The sequence below is a fragment of the Roseburia inulinivorans DSM 16841 genome (genome assembly GCF_000174195.1).
GTDB lineage: Bacteria > Bacillota > Clostridia > Lachnospirales > Lachnospiraceae > Roseburia > Roseburia inulinivorans.
Map to the genome: position 1 here is coordinate 1 of NZ_ACFY01000059.1, position 18,591 is coordinate 18,591.

The window sequence follows — 18,591 nt, forward strand, 5'->3', positions numbered from 1 at the left end:
CCCCGGAAATATAAACTTCCAGGGTTGTCTGTTATGAATCGTTATGAAAAACTACTTGTCCGCATTAAACACGTGATAAGTATTCACCTGTACGTGTATCAATCTTGATCACATCATCCTGCTCAACGAATAATGGAACATATACAGTTGCACCAGTCTCAACAACTGCTGGTTTTGTAGCACCTGTAGCTGTATCGCCTTTGAATCCTGGCTCTGTATCTGTAATCTTTAACTCTACGAAGAGAGGTGGCTCTACGGAGAATACGCTTCCGTTGTGAGAACATAACTTAACCATCTCGTTCTCTTTTACGAATTTTAATGCATCACCGATATCATCTTTGGATAATGCAATCTGGTCGTAAGTCTCAACGTCCATGAAGTAATATAAATCACCATCAGCATATAAGTACTGATAATCTTTTCTCTCGATACGTGCCTGAGGACATTTCTCTGTTGGACGGAATGTCTTCTCAACTACACCACCACTCTTAATATTCTTTAACTTAGTTCTTACAAATGCTGCACCTTTACCTGGTTTAACATGCTGGAATTCGATAATCTGATAAATGTTACCTTCTAATTCAATAGTGATACCATTTCTGAAATCGCCTGCTGAAATCATTCAAACTTCCTCCTTAAAAAATTGCGTACGAGCACAAGGCTCTCTGATTTTTCTATTTTATAATAAATAGCTGCACTTTTCAAGCTTTTTTTGTGGAAACACCATGTTTCTCTGAATAAAAAGCTATCTTTTTCCCATATTTTCTAGTTTCTTGTCTCAATTTCGTGGATCATATCAATTCTTGTCTGATGTCTTCCACCCTGAAATTCTGCATCTAAATATGCTTTTACAATGTCTTTTGCAAGCTCGCTTCCGACAATACGCGCGCCAAATGCAATAATATTGGCATTATTATGCTCTTTTACCAGTCTTGCAGTTGCACAGTCAGAACATACTGCTGCACGGACACCGTTTACCTTGTTTGCTGCGATGGAGATTCCTACTCCGGTACCGCAGATCAAGATTCCGCAGTCAGCCTCGCCGTTTACAACTGCACGTCCTACTTTCTCTCCAAATTCCGGGTAATTGCAGCTCTCATTGCCATCCGTTCCAAAATTTACAACTTCGTGGCCAAGACTTTTCACATAGTCCATGATGATAAATTTCAATTCTGTTGCTGCATGATCGTTTCCAATTGCGATTTTCATTTTAATGACTCCTTTTTCTTTCTATCTGTACGGTCTGATGCCGTTATTTACCTGTTTTGCTTCTTCCGATATCTGGCATAGAAAAATAAAACAATTTTTTCCAGATACCTTTTTAATACGATCTGGATCTCCTCTTTCGGATGGATCGGTTTTACCAGAATGGTTCTTATCCCGGCAAGATTGGCACCGTAAACATCCGTAAAAATCTGATCACCGACGAAAATGGTGTTCGTGGCATCCGTTCCCATCTCCTGCATTGCCTTGCGGTAATTTCCCGGTTTTGGCTTTCCTGCTTTATAAATATAAGAAACATGTACCGCATCATTGAACATTTTTACGCGCGGTTCTTTGTTGTTGGATAACAGCATACACTGAAACCCCAGTTCCTTTAAATGTGCAAATAAAGCACATGCCCGCTCGTCTGCCGGTGCACCATGCGGCACCAGTGTATTATCAATATCAAAAATGATTCCACGATAGCCCTCCTCATAGAGTCTGTCAAAATCAATCACATATGTGGAATCTAAATATTCTCCGGGATAAAATTTTTCCAACATGAATGTTTGTCCTTTTCACTTTCTTTTTCGCAGAAAAATACCGTATGAATTTCATACGGTATCATAAATCATTTATAACCAGAAGTTTTCTTCTTCTCTTACCTGTTTCAGCTCCTCCGTAGATGCAAACGCATCGTCACCAACAAAGAACTGATACTGCTGCAATACCTGATCTTTTTTCAAATCTGACAATGCTTTTTCCACATCCAGCTTTGAAATATCACTGTCGACGCCTTTCAAATCGTAAGACGCATCGGGCTGATATTTTGAATTAAAATCGGCAACTCCGTAATCTTCTTTCTGTGCTGCCGGTATCTGTTCGACTTTTGCATCCGTACTATCATTCTGTTCCACAGTACCTGTTACCGGTATCTGCTCGCTCTCCCTTGCCTCCTGAATCTGCTGGCTTCGAACTTCATTTATCTTTATGGAATTGTAATCATAAAATCCCGCGCCTGTGCGGATCCCCGATATATTCATACAATCTTCTCCACTAAAACAATATCATAAACATTCAATGCTGAGCTTCGCTACTATAAACGCAACTCTGTTCTTCATGATATAATATCGACAAATCTGTTTTAGAACTTAACCCCTATTTATCAAGCATCTTTTTCAATTCGCTCATAAAAGTATTCACATCCTTAAATTCACGGTAAACAGATGCAAAACGTACATATGCAACGGAATCGAGATTCTTGATCTTATCCATTACGATCTCTCCGATCGATGTACTTGGGATTTCTTTTTCCTCTCTGTTAAAGATCTCTGTTTCAACTTCATCGACAAGCTGATTGATCTGATTCACAGAAATCGGTCTCTTATGGCATGCTCTTAATACACCGGCTTCGATCTTGGAACGATCATACTGTTCACGGGCATTATCCTTCTTAATGACGATGAGTGGAATGGTCTCCACTTTCTCGTATGTCGTAAATCTCTTCCCACAATCATCACAAAGTCTTCTTCGGCGGATGGAATTATTATCATCTGCCGGTCTTGAGTCAATGACTCTTGTGTTTTCGCTGCTGCAAAAAGGACACTTCATAATCACTACCTCCAACCCATTAACCCCTATTATTTTCTAGTATATATGTCCTTTTTGCGATTGTCAACGAAATATTTTTTAAGATATACTTCTGTAAATTTGTACCAGTTTTATGCAAGGATTTCCTTTGCGAGTTCTTCCATTTTGGCAACATCTGTGTCTTTCATTGTGGATTTGATGCTCACAACATTCTCACATACGTTTACCTCTTTCATGCCTTCCAAAATGCCTTTCATGCCTCTTGCTGCGCAAGGTGCCCAGGAACCGTTCTCGATCAGTCCGAAAGTACGTTTCTGGAGATTCTTATGTACAAGGCGGTGCAGGAAATCTTCCATCGGAGGAAATACTCCTGCATCATAGGAAGCTGCTGCAAGAATGATCTTTCCATAGCGGAAAGCATCTGCAACTGCCTCTGCCATATCGTCTCTGGTCAGATCCATAAATACTACTTTGGATGCCCCGTTTGCACGGAGTACTTCTACCATTTTTTCAGCGGCTGCTTTTGTATTTCCATGAATGGATGCGCAGGCAACTAAAACACCGTCCTCTTCCGGCTCATAGCTACTCCATGTAAGATACTTTCCGATATAAAAACCGAGATTTTCTTTCAAAACCGGTCCATGCAGCGGGCAGATCGTCTGAATGTCTAACGCTGCCGCTTTTTTGAGCAGTGTCTGAACCTGCACACCGTATTTTCCAACGATATTGATAAAATATCTTCTCGCCTCGTCTGTCCACTCTTCCTCTGCGCTCAGCGCACCGAATTTTCCAAATCCGTCTGCAGAGAAAAGGATTTTTTCCGTCTCTTCATATTCCACCATGACCTCCGGCCAGTGTACCATCGGTGCCATCACAAAATGCAGCTTATGTGTTCCGAGCTCTAATGTATCTCCCTCTTTTACCACAAGGCAGCGCTCTTCTAAATGTGCGATATCAAAAAACTGTGGCAGCATCGCTTTTGCCTTTGCGCTCAGTACAAGCTGTGCCTGTGGGAATTTGTCTGCCGCACGTTTGATATTTGCCGCATGATCCGGCTCTAAATGGGAAATGACAAGATAGTCTACCGTTCTTCCATTTAACACATTCTCAAGATTTGCAAACCACTCATCTGTTTTCCGCTCATCAATGGTATCCATAACCGCAACTTTTTCATCCAGGATCACATAGGAATTATAAGAAACTCCGTTCGGGATCTGGTACTGGCTCTCGAATAAATCTAATGTGGTATCGTCTGCTCCGATATACTTTACTGCTTCTGAAATATAGGTATCTTTCATGTCCGTCCTCCATTTTTATTACTTATTATTTTAATAATAGGAATTATTACTGATGTTAAAATAATACTTTGTGACGAAAATGTCAATGATTTTCCTTTTCTTTATGCTTATTTCTGATAAAAAACAACAGTCACCTTATTCGGGCAACTGCTGTTTTTCATCTCCTGCGTTATTTCAGTTATGCCATTTTTCTTTTCACTGCAACCGCTGCTGCTCCTGCAAGCAGGATACCCATGCAGAAAATCAGATTGATACCTGCACTGACATCTTCTGTTTTCGGAGAAGTAACTGCTGTAACGTCTTCTTCTGCTACAATGTAGGTTGAAAAGTGGTTTGTTTTGAATGTGATCACACCATTTTCTACTGTTGTATCACAGCGTGTCAAAGTTCCATCATCCTCAAGACGGTAAACCACGATCGCTTTTCCCTCTTTTACCGTAATGTTAGCAGGCATTGGAACAGTAACCTGTACATATCCATTTAACTGATGCACCTGTGTGTTAGTGGCATCTGTGAGGTTAATCTCCATAACAGAGTACTCGCCAAGTCCGCTCACCTGTGCTTTGATCACTTCTACTGCTTTTTCATAAGCTGCTCCGGATGAGACAGTTGCTGCTACGATCACTGCACCTGTTGGAAGTACACCTTCTGCATCTGCTAATGCTGCTGTAACCGGCTGTGAAACCGGTGTCTCTACAGCCGCCGGCTGCTGAACTGCTGGTGCCGGTGTCGGAGCTGGCTGGGATGATGTACTGGAACTTGTGGATGTATCAGTTTTATTGTCTGTGGATGTTGTTTCCTGTGTAGAAAGTTTCTCTACTGCTCCACAGATTTTTACAAAAATTAGCAACTGTATCTGCGGTCAAGCCTTCCTGTTTTTCATAATACTCCAACATGCTTTTCATCATTGGAGCAAGGTCTTTTTCCGGATCAGCACCGGCGTAATAATCTCCATCTGTATAATACCAATTTACATACTCTGCCAGAGTCATTTTCATATACTCATGTTTCCCTACCGTATGGTCTAAAACAGTATCACAGGTTTCGCAGAAAGCGGCATGTGTTCCGTCTCCCAAATCACCATATCCCCATCTTAAGTTTGGCTGGATTGTGCTATGATTTTCCGGACACTCTTTTGCTTCCGTAATCTTAATAGTTTTATCCTGATCCGCTGTCACTTCAAATGCTGCTCTGCACCATCCCCAACCAACCTTATTGTCATTTGTTAATTTTTCTACACCATCAATATGATAATCCTCTGGAATATAATATCCATTTGCCTGAATATACACACGTATTCTTGCTTTTGCATCTTTTGGGACAGAAATAGTCTCGTTTGTTCCTGGAGCAATCCACTTAAATGTATCTGTCTCATCAATTTCTTCTACATTATTAGTGTCTTGATAAAAACGTACTCCTACATGAGAATTCGTATTATCAATTGTAATTTGAACTGTCTCTGGATTTTCTGATGGTGTTCCTCCATTCTCACCATTTTCAGATCCGTTTCCTGTACCTGCATTTGTCTCTGCGTACACACTGCCCACTGGAATCATACAGAATACCAATGCCAATGCAACACAAACTGCAAATGCTTTCATCATTTTGTGTAACTTTTTCATTCACTTTTCTCCTTTTTTCTGTTGTGATTTACAACTATTTGTAAACATTCTACTACTATTTGTAGTGTTGTGCAACCATATGTTTCTTCTTTTTCAATACACTTAACCAGAAAGATTTATTCCCACATATTTTTATAGCGCATATTATAGAAAGGACACATTATGATCGAAGGATTAGACAAACGATTACAGAATTCACGGATCAACGCAGGTTTATCCCGCGCCCAGATTGCAAGACTTTTAGACGTGTCAGACAGTCTTATCGGATTATACGAAACAGGTGTCAGACAACCATCACTCTCCACATTGATAAAGCTTTCCTCTATATATAAAGTGAGCACTGATTATTTATTGGGTTGTGAGAATACAGGAAATACAAGTCTCTCAACCCAGGGGCTGACAGATCAGCAGATCAGGGCATTAAAATTAACCATCCAGTGTTTCCGTGAAAAACAATAACCCTGTTTTACATAAAAAGACAGCTACTCCTTCCTCTTTTACAAAGGAAAAGTACCTGTCCTTTTTTATACTATAAAATCTTTGTTGTCCACTTCGAGCAGTCCCACACTTCATTGACAATGTCCTGATAAAATTCCGGTTCATGGCAGATCAGAAGGATACTGCCGCGGTATTCCTGCAGAGCGCGTTTTAATTCGTCCTTTGCGTCAACATCCAGATGGTTGGTCGGCTCGTCTAAGAGCAGAACATTGGTCGATTTATTGATCAATTTGCAAAGTCTTACTTTTGCCTGCTCTCCACCGCTCAACACGCGGACAAGGCTTTCGATATGTTTGGTCGTAAGTCCGCATTTTGCAAGGGCAGAACGCACTTCGTACTGGCTGAAAGACGGGAATTCTTCCCAGATCTCATCGATACAGGTGTTCCTGTTCTCGCCTTTGATCTCCTGCTCAAAATATCCGATCTCCAGATTCTCGCCGAGTTCCACAGAACCGCCAAGCGATGGGATCAATCCTAAAATACTCTTTAACAGTGTCGTCTTACCGATTCCATTGGCGCCGACAAGTGCGATTTTATGTCCACGCTCCATGGAGATATTTAACGGTTTTGACAGCGGTTCGTCATATCCAATCACAAGGTCTTTCGTCTCGAAAATATAACGCCCCGGTGTTCTTCCGAGTTTAAAATTAAATTCCGGCTTCGGACGCTCCGCAGCAAGCTCTATGACATCCATTTTTGTCTAACTTCTTCTGGCGGGACATTGCCATATTCCTTGTGGCAACGCGCGCTTTGTTCCGGGCGACAAAATCCTTCAACTCGCTGATCTCCTGCTGCTGTTTGCGGTAAGCTGCCTCTAACTGGGACTTTTTCACCTCGTAAACTTCCTGAAACTTATCATAGTCCCCGACATAACGGTCCAGGCGCTGGTTTTCCATATGGTAAATAATATTCACAACGTCATTTAAAAACGGGATATCATGGGAGATTAAGATAAACGCATTCTCATACTCCTGCAGATAACGTTTCAACCACGCGATGTGCTCTGCGTCAAGATAGTTCGTCGGCTCATCTAAAAGAAGAATGTCCGGTTTTTCCAGTAAAAGCTTTGCCAGAAGAACTTTCATACGCTGTCCGCCGCTTAAATCCGTGACATCATGGGACAGTCCGAGATCAAGCAGACCGAGCGCTCTCGCCACTTCCTCCACCTTCGCATCAATGATGTAAAAATCATGCATGGTAAGTGTATCCTGAATGACTCCGAGTTCCTCCATCATCGCATCCATCTCGTCCGGTTCTGCCTCGCCAAGCCTGTCACAGATTTGGTTCATGTTTTCTTCGAGTTCAAACAGCCATGCGAACGCCGATTTTAACACACTCTCGATTGTCATGCCTTTGGTCAGTGTGGAGTGCTGGTCGAGATAACCGACACGGACGTTTTTCGCCCATTCCACTTTTCCCTCGTCCGGCATAAGCTTTCCGGTCACGATATTCATAAATGTGGATTTTCCCTCGCCGTTGGCGCCGACTAATCCGATGTGTTCTCCCTTCAAAAGCCGGAAAGACACGTCATTAAAAATTGCCCTGTCACCAAATCCGTGTGTCAGGTGTTCCACGTTTAAAATACTCATACTCAATCCTTTCGTTTTTAATTACATTGTTCAAATTTTCACAATTCGCTCTACTCTGGTGGGAAGTTTCGCAGTTATTTTTTACTTGTACAACATCTTCTTCGTCTTTTTCAGGACATGGAAATATGCCGGGAATAAAAATGCATCCGCAAAGATCCATGCCACCGGGCTTGCAAAGCACGCTGCCACGTAGCCGAAAACAGGCACAAATGCAAATCCGACTAACGTTCTTGCAACCATCTCAAACACTCCTGCCAGAATAGCAAATTTGCTGTAGCCCATTCCCTGGATCAGGAAACGCACGATGTTGACAAATGCCAGTGGAATATAGAATGCACTGTTAATCAGCAAAAACAGTCCTGCATTGGAAACGACTTCCGGCTCTGCCTCTCCGACAAAGAAGCCTGCCAGCGCCCCACGGAAAAAGAACATAATGACAAATGCCAGCACCGCATATGCACATCCGAGAATGGACGCCGCCTTTAAGCCTCCGGAGACACGGTCCAGTTTTTTTGCCCCGACATTCTGACCGCCATAGGTTGCCATCGTAGAACCCAACGCATCAAACGGGCAGCAGAAAAACATTCCGATCTTGCTTCCGGCTGTCATAGCGGCAACCGCATGAGAGCCAAGGGAGTTGACCGCACTCTGTAAGATAACGCTTCCGATCGCCGTGATGGAATACTGCAGTCCCATCGGAACGCCCATTCCACACAATGTCATCATGTACGTTTTATTTACCTGCATTTCCTCTTTTTCCGGATGCAGTATCTCAAAATGTCTGATACTGTAAATAAGGCATCCCACACCGGAGATCAGCTGTGAGATCACTGTTGCCCATGCTGCACCTTCCACTCCGGTTCCGAGCACTACGATAAAAAACAGATCCAGTCCGATATTAATGACCGCAGCGATCACCAGAAACACAACCGGTGTCCTGCTGTCCCCCATGGAACGGATAATTCCCGAAACCAGATTGTACAGATAGGTGACCGGAATCCCCCAGAAAATGATCACAATGTAACGGTATGCACCGTCAATGATATTTTCCGGCGTGCGCATCAGCTCCAGGATCGGCATACAGAAGATGACCGTCACGATCGTCATTACCACTGCAAAAATCGCAGAGAGGTAAATGGCGTTCATCATAAAGCCACGCATGCCCTTATAGTCTCCTGCGCCGAATTTGTGTGCCAGAGGAATCGCAAATCCGTTGCACACTCCCATACAGAATCCGATGATAAGAAAGTTGACGGAGCCTGTGGAACCTACCGCTGCAAGGTCATCTACTCCGAGGAAACGTCCTACGATCAACGTATCCATCAGATTGTAAAACTGCTGAAATAAAAATCCAAACAAAAGTGGTACGGAAAATCCAAGAATCAGCTTCATTGGCGATCCGTTTGTCATATCCTTCGTCATATCTTTTTCCCTCGAAAAAATTGTGGTGATATCACATATCACCACAATAAGTATTAAAAACTTCAAAAAACGTATCCGTCTTCATCCCGGAACCTGTCTCAAGTTCCAGATTCTCCCAGAGTTCTTCGTTGATATTCGAACTCAGGGAAGAAACAAATCCATTGTATTCATCATCAAAAGCTTCTTTTTCTCTTTTGTCTACAATATTGGCTTTGTTTGCCTCCGTCAGCTCCTGATTGTATTTGTTCAGGCATTTAATAAAATAAAAGCCTCCATCCACTGTGATCTTGCCGGAAACCTCATCATTTTCCATCTGAAATGCGATCTCTTCTACTGCAGCCGGGAGGTCATCCCTTGAAATATTTACCTGAATGCTGCCAAGCTCATTATAATTATTGGCGAGTGTTGCAAAATCTTCTCCCTGGGCTAATCTGGATGCGATTTCATTTGCCCTGCTCTCATCCGAAACAAAAATCTGCATGATCTCCATCACCCGTGCCTCATCATCGCTGACCTCCTCATTCACCGCTTTTGTGAGTGAGTGGTACACTTTCTGTGCCAGCGCATAATGCTCATAGTACTCTTTGATGTCACTCTCCGAAACGCCCATATAGGCAGTCTCATCCTCCGTGAGCGAGGCAAAGTACTCCTCTGCCGCCTGAGCGGTCTTTTCCTTTTCTTCTTCGGAAAGTTCCATCTCTTTTTCCTTTGCAAGCTGGTCTAAGCAGACCACCTGTGCCAGCTCCTGCATTGTGATATTTTTCACATAGTTTTCCAGAGAACTGTCTCCAAAATCATGCTGCCAGAGATCGAGTCCATAGGCTGTTCCGTAAATATTCTGGTAGTTCACCAGATATACCTTCGCCTCTTTCAGCCCGCAGGACACATTTCCAATGCGGAATACCTGACGGTTGTTCAATGTGTTTGAGACGATCACTTCCTTATTTCCTATCTTGCATCCTGTGAGCAGAAAGGAAAAGCAGAGCAGGCATATCAGTGTCATTTTTTTTCTGTTTTTTTTCATGCTGTTCATTTAAGCTTCCATAGCTTTTAAAATACTTCTCGCAACAGAGATTCCGTTTGCGGATGCCTGCTGCAGTCCACGGGTTACCGATGCTCCGTCACCAATGGCACGAAGACCTTTTACGCTTGTCTCAAAGTCTTTGTTTACCACAACCTTGTTCGAGTAGAATTTTACTTCGACACCATATAATAAAGTCTCATCACTTGCAATACCCGGCGTTACCTTATCAAGTGCAAGGATCATCTCCTCGATGTCCACCATAATACGATGTGGGAATACAAGGGAAAGATCTCCAGGTACTGCATCCTTTAACGTAGGAATCAGGTTATTTCTGCAGAGACGCTCCTCTGTCGTTCTTCTTCCTCTTCTGAAATCACCGAAGGTCTGTACTAAAATTTTTCCGTCGCAGAGCATGTTGGAAAGCTGTGCAATCTGTTTTCCGTACTCGATTGGTGTTTTAAATGGCTTTGTGAAATTCTTGGATACAAGAATTGCAAAGTTGGTGTTGTTTGTCTTTAAATCTTTGGATTTGTAAGCGTGTCCGTTTACAACTGCAAGTCCGTTGTCGTAGTACTCTGTCGCAACTTCACCGGATGGATTCGTACAGAAGGTACGTACTTTATCGTCAAATGTCGGTGTATGGTAAACTAATTTTGCCTCGTAAAGGTTATCATTTAAGAATTCCATAACCTCGTCACGCACTTCCACACGGACACCGATATCTACCGTACCGACCTGCGTCTCGATCCCATGACCGTTACAGATGTGTGAGAACCAGTCTGCTCCCTCACGTCCGACTGCAGATACGACCTCTTTTGCATGGTATGTTTCATCTTTGTCTGTCACAAGTCCTTTTACCTGGCCATCTTCAATGATGATATCTTTGACCATGGTATTGAACTCCATCTCAACACCCTGCTCTAACAGATGCTCCTGCAATCTGGAATAAATCTTATATCCTTCCTCTGTTCCAAGGTGACGGATCGGACATTCGATGAGTTTTAAGTTTGCTGTGATCGCTTTTCTACGGATCTCGCGGATTTCTTTTTCTTTATCCACACCGTAAACTTTTGTATCTGCTCCGAATTTTAAATAAATATCATCGGATTCTTTTAATAATGTAACAGTCTCATCATATCCTAAAATCTCCGGAAGATTTCCACCTACGTCCGGGGATAAAGATAATTTTCCATCGGAGAATGCTCCTGCTCCGGCAAATCCGGTCGTGATGGAACATGGCTGACAGCCTACACATACTTTTGTCTTTCTCTTCGGACACTGTCTGTTCTCGATACGGCGTCCTTTTTCAATCATTAAAATCTTCAGGTCTTTGTTGGCATGGATCAGTTCATATGCACAGAAAATACCGGAAGGACCTGCCCCAATAATAATCACATCATAATTTTTCATGTAGTTTTCTCCTTGTTATAAAATGCTTTTTTACAGTTTTTTGCACTGTAAAATGGCTTACTCGTTCTGTTTGCTTTGCAAACTTTTTGAGTATAATAAACTATTTTTCGTTTGTCAATCCTATTTTCAAAAATTGTTGAAGTAATAAATTGTTGAAATAAGTAACCATTCAGCCCCCATTCGTAAGTTTATGAAAGCTGCCTTGGTTTGAATCGTTACAAACCTAAGCTTCCACGATCAGATATCTGCCATCCGGGAGGGCAAAAACTTCGCTTGCCTCCTCCAGATCCCTGAGTGACATTCCCTCGATATCAGCCCCCTGATCTTCGAAATAAGCTTTTACCTCTTTCAGATTCATACAGACGACCGCCATGCAGTCCTCTAAAAATTCCTCTGCCTCTTCCATTGTCTCTGCCACTGGCTCCGGCAGAAGCTGTTCCTGATGTGCCAGAAAATATTCTAAACATGTCTCATCATATTGCATTTTATTTGCTCCTCTCCTCATATGTGTTGTTGATAATTTCTAAATTTTAATTTAGGATCTACGAGAATTTAGAAATCATCCAATCTACTATTTCATGCAGTTTACCATAGATAGGGATCGATTCCAAGCTTTTGCAGCTCCTTATAAATGCGTGCAACCGGAAGTCCGACCACATTATTGTAATCACCTTCAATCCCTTCAATATAAATGGCACATTTTCCCTGGATCCCATAGGCACCGGCTTTATCCATCGGCTCTCCGGTCGCCACATAACGGTCGATCTCAGGTTCCGACAACGGCTTCATGGTAACTTCTGTTTTCTCGTAAAAGGTATGTGCGCCCGCTCGTCCGTTTTTATCCAGAAACACAAACGTAACGCCTGTATACACGGCATGTTTTCTTCCCGACAGAAGTGTGAGCATCCGCTTTGCATCGGCTTCATCTTTCGGCTTTCCAAGGATGGTATCATCACATGCAACGACGGTGTCTGCCCCGATCACTAAGATATCCTGCGGTGTCATCAGTTCCCCATGTCCGCTCTCATATGTTTTTACCATTGCTGCGACCTCTGTCGCTTTCTGCTCGGAAAGCTCCATCACAACCTCCTCCGGCGCGCTTTTCGAGATAACTTCCTCCCCTTTCGCCGGGCAGATTTCAAATTCCAGTCCGATCTGTTCTAACAATTCTTTTCTTCTCGGCGATGCCGAGGCAAGTATGATCTGTCCCATAAATTTCCTCACTTAACCGTTTACTTTATCTTGACAAGACACCGTTTTTTGAAAAATGAAATGCCATAGCATAGAATCTGATCATAATCATCTTCATACTCCTTTGCATACAGACGTTCATCTATCTGTTGCAACGCAGTATTACATGTACTTTCCAGTTTTTCCTGATTTTTCGTGTATTTTGCTTCAAAAATCGCAACACGTCCATTAACCGGATCATATACGACCACATCACTACGCCCTTCGCCATGCTCCTTATTCGAATCCACCATATATCCGGCACCTGTAAAGATTCCTGCAAGAAACGCATGATAAAAATCCTCTTTATAATCGTGATAACTGATTGTGCGTCGTAAAAGAATATTCATTTCTTTTGTCAGATTCACACTGTCACCATTCCACACTGCATCAAACAATAAAGTCCGATTCCATTTTCTGGTACTGTCATCAAACCACTGTATAACCGTCGTTTCAAATATATCCCTGATTTCTTCATTCGGTATCATAAGTGCAATCGCACCGTCAGGCAGCACCTCATCCGTTTGTTCATTCCGCGCTTTTGTGAGGTATCCTGTCAGATACAGCATACTCCACAGGTTATCCTCCGAAGAATGTAAATAATCGTAAGTCAGATTTTCATCCACACGCTGAACAATTGTTTCTCCAGCCATTAAATTTTCCAGCTTCTTCGTGATGCTGCTTCCTGAATGATCGATAAAAGAACGGATAATTGCATTATCGCTGGTATTTTTCCAATAACTGACCGGCTTAGCCTGTGGATTGTGCTGCAGCTCCAGCAGATAATTCATCACATCCCACGGACAATAAACATCAAAGTCACCAAAGTGATATCCGTCATACCATTTTCGGATATTTTCCGCCTGATCTTCTGTCTCTGCATCTGCTAAAATCTGATCCACCTCGCTCTGGACAAAGCCAAAGTATTCATTTAGACGTGAATCTGTGATAGTGTCAGACACAAAATTATTGGTTCCTGTAAAAATACTTTCTTTAGCAATTTTCAGACATCCTGTGACAACCGCAAAACAAAGTGCCTGATTATCTTTCAAAGCCTGCAATAGTCCTTTCATGACATCTAACATCTCGTTGTAGTAACCATGCGCATTTGCCTTTGCAACCGGAACATCATACTCATCTATCAAAAGTACTACTGCCTTACCATAATGCTGCTGCATCATAGTCGTCAAAAGAACAAGACTGCTTTTCACTTCTTTTTCCGAACCACATCCATGCGCAATATTTGTAAACGTTTTCTTTTGAAACTCCGTTACATGACTGTCTTCAAGCAGATAAAGATGTTTGTTATATAGATCGGCAAACACCATTGTCAGCATATCGTATGCACTTGTAAAGTTCAGACCATCCACCTGCCGGAATGATACGGAAACCGTCGGACATTGATTCATCCACTTGCTGCATAATTCACTCTGGCGTGCAATCTCAAGACCTTCAAATAGTTTCCGACTGTTTTTTCGAATATCAAAAAAGCTTTCTAGCATACTCATTCCGAGTGTTTTTCCAAATCGACGTGGTCGGGTGATCAACGTCACTTCTGCTTCTGTTTTGAGAAGTTCCTCGATCAGACCAGTTTTATCAACATAATAAAATCCATTATTGCGGATTTTTTCAAAATTAGAAATACCAACCGGGATGTTTAAGGCTTTCATTTTTGCGACTCCTTCCTCCGTTCTCATGATTTCTATGATACCATGAATCACTTATGCACACAAGAAAATATCGTCTGATTGCTCTATATGATCGCTCTATACGAAAATCACCGGAATCATTAAGACTCCAGTGATCTTCGTGCATACATTTATTCAATTGAAATCAGCTTTTCTAACCGGAACGAGTAGATCAGAATCTCCTTCACCTTCAGTTTCCGGGTGGCAAAAACCCGCTCCAACGCATCCGCATAAAGCTTTAACTGTGTCGCATAACGGTCAATCAGCTCCTGCGCAGTATCCACACGATCTGTCTTATAATCCAAGACTGTGATTCCGTCATCCTCAATCCAGAAAACATCAATGATTCCCTGAATTAAAGTTAAATCTTCCTCATGCATATGATTTTCCTGCGACACATTTTCTGACATGATTTCCTGTTGTGCATTTTCAGTCTGCGCTTCATTTTCTATCATCTGCGCACCTGCCCCAAAGCCATATCTTTCCAGTTCCTCTTCCGTAAATCCCATGACAAATGGTTTCTCACGGTAAAGTGCTCCCCGCGCTGTGCGAGAGCCATCCGCTTTCCTGTTTCCGAGGAAACAAAATCTGCCACGGTCTGCTCTCTCACAAGTGCGCGCATATCCGCAGTGATCTTCTCCTCTTTTTCCATAGCCTCCATCTGTTCATGTACACTTTTTTCTGAGGCAAAATCGTAGCACTCCATGACGCGGTGTACTGCGGTTCCTCTCAACGCACCACGGTTTGCTGTTTCCTGTTCCACACTCTCCTCTCTCTGGATAAAAAGAGGAATCGTTGGCGTCACAGGTTCTTCCAAAAATGCCGGAATGGTCTCCTCCTGCTCCGCCTCAAATTTCTCACGCATTGCACGGTGCTTTAATTCGGATACGGAATATTTGTTTTTCCGCAAAATGTCTGTCTGATAGGGATAACGCTGCGAAAACCGCTGTTTTAACTGTCCAACCAGCTGTGTGTCCGCCGCTTCAATCTCTTCGATCCGCTCTGTCAGATCTTCATTTTGCTCTAACTGGTTTTCCACTTCGTCTAAGACAAGCTCTGCCGCTTCCACGATCCGGACCGGGTATTTGTCCCCATAGGAAAGCACTGCCGGAAGTATCCAGTCCAGATAACCGGAAGCCCCTTCTCTTGTAAGGTAGGAAAGCGGTCTGTCTGCTGCTTTCGAAAGATTCGCCTGCTGCCTGAAAAATTCTAGTTTTTCCGGGGCATCCTTTAATGTCCCGGTGAGAATGAGCTTTTCTTTTGCACGGGTTAAGGCAACGTATAGCACACGAAGTTCCTCTCCGAGATTTTCCAGATCGATCTGCTTTGCAATCGCCTTCTTTGCGATAGTCGGTGATTTGATACGCTTTTTTCCGTCCATGTAGTCAAGACCAATACCAAGTTCCGGGTGAAGCACCATTTTGCTCCGTGTGTCCTGTTTATTGAAATTTTTGCCCATACCGCTCACGATCACAATTGGGAACTCAAGACCTTTGCTCTTATGGATACTCATAATTCGGACAACGTCCTCGTTTTCCCCGACCATGTCTGCCTCACCGAAATCCACATCATATTTCTGCAGTTCATCAATGTAACGCACAAAGTGAAACAGTCCCTTGTAACTCGTTTTCTCGTAGGCTGCGGCTTTTTCCAAAAGCATGTTTAAATTCGCCGTTCTTCTGTTTCCTGCCGGCATTGCCGCCACATAATGACCGTATCCGGTCTCGCGCAGGATGATCTCGATCAGCTCATGGATCGGAGTGTCCGGGACGAGCTGCCGTAATTGCTTGTATTTTTTATAAAATTTGAGTAATTTCCGGTGAGCGGTTATCTCTATATGATTTTCTGTTTTCTCATCCGCGTTTCTTCCCTGCTTCTGATCTGCCTCTGAATCTGCCTCTGAATCTGAAATTTCTTTTTGCCCGTCCTCTTCATAAAGTCCTTCTGCCAGTTCGAGCACCGCTTCATGAAAAGGCACACTGCCATCTTCAAGCCTTAACACCGCAAGCTCCTCATCAGTAAGCCCTGCCATCGGCGAGCGGAGTACTGCCGCCATCGGGATATCCTGCCTTGGGTTATCCAAAAGCCTCAGCATGGACAGCACCGTCTGTACTTCCACCGTTGAAAAATATCCGGTCGAAGAAACCGTGTGCGCCGGGATTCCATTTCCGTTCAGCACTTCCACAAGCGAATCCGCCCAGCCGGACAGGCTACGGAGCAAAATTACAATATCGGAGTAGCGTGCCGCCCGAAGTTCTCCGGTCGCCTTATCGGTGACAGGCTGCGTTTTCATCAGGTGTCTGATCTCCTCCGCCACAATTTTTGCTTCTAATGTCTTCTTATCGGAAAATTCGGTGTCCTCCAATAATTCGTCATTGCTGTCTGCGAGCAGTATCTCCGGGGTGAAGTCTGCGATACTCTGCTTCGTCTGTTCTTCAGCCGTTTCTTCCTTCCCGGCAGTTTTTTTCATCTCAATAGCTGGATAGCTTGCCCCCGGATACAGTGCAGCCTCCGCGTCATACTCCACATTTCCAAGACTCCGCGCCATAATTTTATAAAAAATATCGTTTGTGCAGGTCAAGACTTCCTCTCTGCTTCGGAAGTTTTTGTGCAGGTCGATACGCTGCGTGGTGCTCTCTTCCAGCGAATAGGAATCGTATTTTTTCATGAAAAGTTCCGGTCTTGCGAGACGGAACCGGTAAATACTCTGCTTTACATCCCCGACCATGAAAATATTATTTTCCCCACGCTCCTCTCTGGAAATAGAGCGAAGCAGTGTCTCCTGCACTTCGTTGCTGTCCTGATACTCGTCGATCATGATCTCCTCAAAGGTATCCCGGAACTCTTCCGCAGTCTTTTTCGCCTTCTCCGTCTCCTCATCCACAAGAATCTGCAATGCAAAATGTTCCACATCATGAAAATCCACCAGATTTTTCCGGCGTTTTGCAGCTGCGAACTCATCTGCAAACTGTTTTGTGAGGCGGACAACTTCTTCTAACATCGGCTCCGTGCGCTCTAACTGCTCTATCATCATCTCCGGCGAACAGAAAAAATATTGTTTACATAACTTCTTTACTACATCCTTCGCCTGCTCCCTGAGACTTTTTACCAGCTCCAATTTATCGGGATCTCCCTCAAAACCTCTGCTGCTCGCAAGTCTGTCGTATTTGATATCGGAAAGCGCCACGGACAGTTCACAGAAAGATGTTAGTTTTGACAAACTCTCATATTTTTCCAGATCGCTTCGCACCGCTTTCTCATACATATCCGGTCCGTCATCCTGCTGTGTGACCGCAAGCGCCTGCTTTAGGAGCTGTTCGCAGTCTTTTAAGACAAAGCGGATGTTTTGCGTGAGCGGAGCAAGCCATTCTGCGCGGTCTAACTCCTCCCTGTTTTCGATGCGGTAGATCCCCACAAAGGAATCCAGCCATTTTTCCGGCCACGGATAACTTCTGGAAAACTCATATAACTGAAGGATCATCTCATTTAATGCAGCATCGGTTCTTCCCGAAGCATAGCCCTCCACAAAATCGGAAAATGCTTCCGAAGGCTCTTCATAGTTTTGCTCCAAAACTCTGCCAAGAACATCCTCGCGCAGTAATTTTAACTCACCCTCATCCCCGATACGGAAATTTGGTTCCAGATCGATCTCATGAAAATGATTGCGCACCACATACAGACAGAAGCTGTCGATGGTCGTGATCTGTGCATTGTGAATCAGGGTCAGCTGCCTTAACAGATGCTCATTCCCCGGCTGTTCGTCTAACGCTTTCTCAATCGCATTTCCGATTCGCTCCCGCATCTCTGCCGCTGCCGCATTGGTAAACGTCACGATCAGCAGATGGTCAATGTCGACCGGATGATTTTTGTCTGTTATGATTTTCACGATCCGCTCTACTAAAACAGCGGTCTTTCCAGAACCTGCTGCCGCAGATACCAATATATTTCGATTTCTTAAGTCAATGACCTGCTGCTGCTCTGTGGTCCATGAAACTCCCATATTTCTCACTCCTGTTA

Annotated in this window: 17 protein-coding genes and 1 pseudogene; 1 reads left to right on the forward strand and 17 read right to left on the reverse strand. The window is 43.4% G+C overall.

The window, feature by feature from the left end; all coding sequences use genetic code 11:
• Nucleotides 1-64: 64 nt before the first annotated feature.
• From efp to ROSEINA2194_RS06800, 8 genes are all read right to left on the reverse strand, one after another.
• Nucleotides 65-622 carry an elongation factor P gene (gene efp, locus ROSEINA2194_RS06765; protein ID WP_007884803.1) on the reverse strand — a complete coding sequence of 186 codons (558 nt, stop codon included), beginning with the start codon at nucleotides 620-622 and terminating at the stop codon, nucleotides 65-67.
• Nucleotides 623-765: 143 nt separating this feature from the next.
• Nucleotides 766-1,209: a ribose 5-phosphate isomerase B gene (gene rpiB / locus ROSEINA2194_RS06770; RefSeq protein ID WP_007884806.1), complete on the reverse strand. Its 444-nt coding sequence runs from the start codon at nucleotides 1,207-1,209 to the stop codon at nucleotides 766-768.
• A gap of 47 nt (nucleotides 1,210-1,256) precedes the next feature.
• A complete protein-coding gene (locus tag ROSEINA2194_RS06775; RefSeq protein WP_007884807.1) occupies nucleotides 1,257-1,766 on the reverse strand; it encodes a YqeG family HAD IIIA-type phosphatase in 510 nt (169 codons plus the stop codon).
• Between the two features lie 72 nt (nucleotides 1,767-1,838).
• Entirely contained in the window at nucleotides 1,839-2,246 is a 408-nt protein-coding gene (locus ROSEINA2194_RS06780) for a hypothetical protein (RefSeq protein WP_007884808.1), read from the reverse strand.
• 115 nt (nucleotides 2,247-2,361) lie between these two features.
• Nucleotides 2,362-2,814: a transcriptional regulator NrdR gene (gene nrdR / locus ROSEINA2194_RS06785; protein WP_007884809.1), complete on the reverse strand. Its 453-nt coding sequence runs from the start codon at nucleotides 2,812-2,814 to the stop codon at nucleotides 2,362-2,364.
• A gap of 110 nt (nucleotides 2,815-2,924) precedes the next feature.
• Nucleotides 2,925-4,091 carry an FprA family A-type flavoprotein gene (locus ROSEINA2194_RS06790; protein WP_007884810.1) on the reverse strand — a complete coding sequence of 389 codons (1,167 nt, stop codon included), beginning with the start codon at nucleotides 4,089-4,091 and terminating at the stop codon, nucleotides 2,925-2,927.
• Between the two features lie 178 nt (nucleotides 4,092-4,269).
• On the reverse strand, nucleotides 4,270-4,941 hold the full coding sequence (locus tag ROSEINA2194_RS06795; RefSeq protein ID WP_044927398.1) for a RodZ family helix-turn-helix domain-containing protein: 672 nt from the start codon (nucleotides 4,939-4,941) through the stop codon (nucleotides 4,270-4,272).
• On the reverse strand, nucleotides 4,868-5,713 hold the full coding sequence (locus tag ROSEINA2194_RS06800; protein ID WP_007884813.1) for a hypothetical protein: 846 nt from the start codon (nucleotides 5,711-5,713) through the stop codon (nucleotides 4,868-4,870). The genes ROSEINA2194_RS06795 and ROSEINA2194_RS06800 overlap by 74 nt, the downstream gene beginning before the upstream one ends.
• A gap of 162 nt (nucleotides 5,714-5,875) precedes the next feature.
• Here ROSEINA2194_RS06800 and ROSEINA2194_RS06805 point away from each other — a divergent pair, with 162 nt between their 5' ends.
• Nucleotides 5,876-6,172: a helix-turn-helix domain-containing protein gene (locus ROSEINA2194_RS06805; protein WP_007884814.1), complete on the forward strand. Its 297-nt coding sequence runs from the start codon at nucleotides 5,876-5,878 to the stop codon at nucleotides 6,170-6,172.
• A gap of 70 nt (nucleotides 6,173-6,242) precedes the next feature.
• On the opposite strand, the pseudogene ROSEINA2194_RS23510 reads toward ROSEINA2194_RS06805, so the two are convergent.
• The 9 genes and pseudogenes from ROSEINA2194_RS23510 to addA form a co-directional block, all read right to left on the reverse strand.
• A pseudogene (locus ROSEINA2194_RS23510) lies at nucleotides 6,243-7,800 on the reverse strand (ABC-F family ATP-binding cassette domain-containing protein).
• A gap of 81 nt (nucleotides 7,801-7,881) precedes the next feature.
• On the reverse strand, nucleotides 7,882-9,222 hold the full coding sequence (locus ROSEINA2194_RS06815) for an MATE family efflux transporter (protein WP_044927399.1): 1,341 nt from the start codon (nucleotides 9,220-9,222) through the stop codon (nucleotides 7,882-7,884).
• 31 nt (nucleotides 9,223-9,253) lie between these two features.
• Complete coding sequence (locus ROSEINA2194_RS06820) at nucleotides 9,254-10,255, reverse strand: peptidylprolyl isomerase (RefSeq protein WP_007884831.1); 1,002 nt, start codon at nucleotides 10,253-10,255, stop codon at nucleotides 9,254-9,256.
• On the reverse strand, nucleotides 10,256-11,656 hold the full coding sequence (locus tag ROSEINA2194_RS06825) for an NAD(P)/FAD-dependent oxidoreductase (RefSeq protein WP_007884833.1): 1,401 nt from the start codon (nucleotides 11,654-11,656) through the stop codon (nucleotides 10,256-10,258).
• Between the two features lie 223 nt (nucleotides 11,657-11,879).
• Nucleotides 11,880-12,140 carry a hypothetical protein gene (locus ROSEINA2194_RS06830; protein ID WP_044927401.1) on the reverse strand — a complete coding sequence of 87 codons (261 nt, stop codon included), beginning with the start codon at nucleotides 12,138-12,140 and terminating at the stop codon, nucleotides 11,880-11,882.
• A gap of 101 nt (nucleotides 12,141-12,241) precedes the next feature.
• On the reverse strand, nucleotides 12,242-12,868 hold the full coding sequence (locus tag ROSEINA2194_RS06835; RefSeq protein WP_007884837.1) for a Maf family protein: 627 nt from the start codon (nucleotides 12,866-12,868) through the stop codon (nucleotides 12,242-12,244).
• A gap of 20 nt (nucleotides 12,869-12,888) precedes the next feature.
• Complete coding sequence (locus ROSEINA2194_RS06840; RefSeq protein ID WP_044927403.1) at nucleotides 12,889-14,556, reverse strand: AAA family ATPase; 1,668 nt, start codon at nucleotides 14,554-14,556, stop codon at nucleotides 12,889-12,891.
• Nucleotides 14,557-14,705: 149 nt separating this feature from the next.
• Nucleotides 14,706-15,083, reverse strand: a complete 378-nt coding sequence (locus tag ROSEINA2194_RS21855; RefSeq protein WP_252832559.1) for a PD-(D/E)XK nuclease family protein — start codon at nucleotides 15,081-15,083, stop codon at nucleotides 14,706-14,708.
• Nucleotides 15,026-18,574 carry a helicase-exonuclease AddAB subunit AddA gene (gene addA, locus ROSEINA2194_RS06845; RefSeq protein WP_007884840.1) on the reverse strand — a complete coding sequence of 1,183 codons (3,549 nt, stop codon included), beginning with the start codon at nucleotides 18,572-18,574 and terminating at the stop codon, nucleotides 15,026-15,028. The genes ROSEINA2194_RS21855 and addA overlap by 58 nt, the downstream gene beginning before the upstream one ends.
• Nucleotides 18,575-18,591 lie beyond the last annotated feature (17 nt).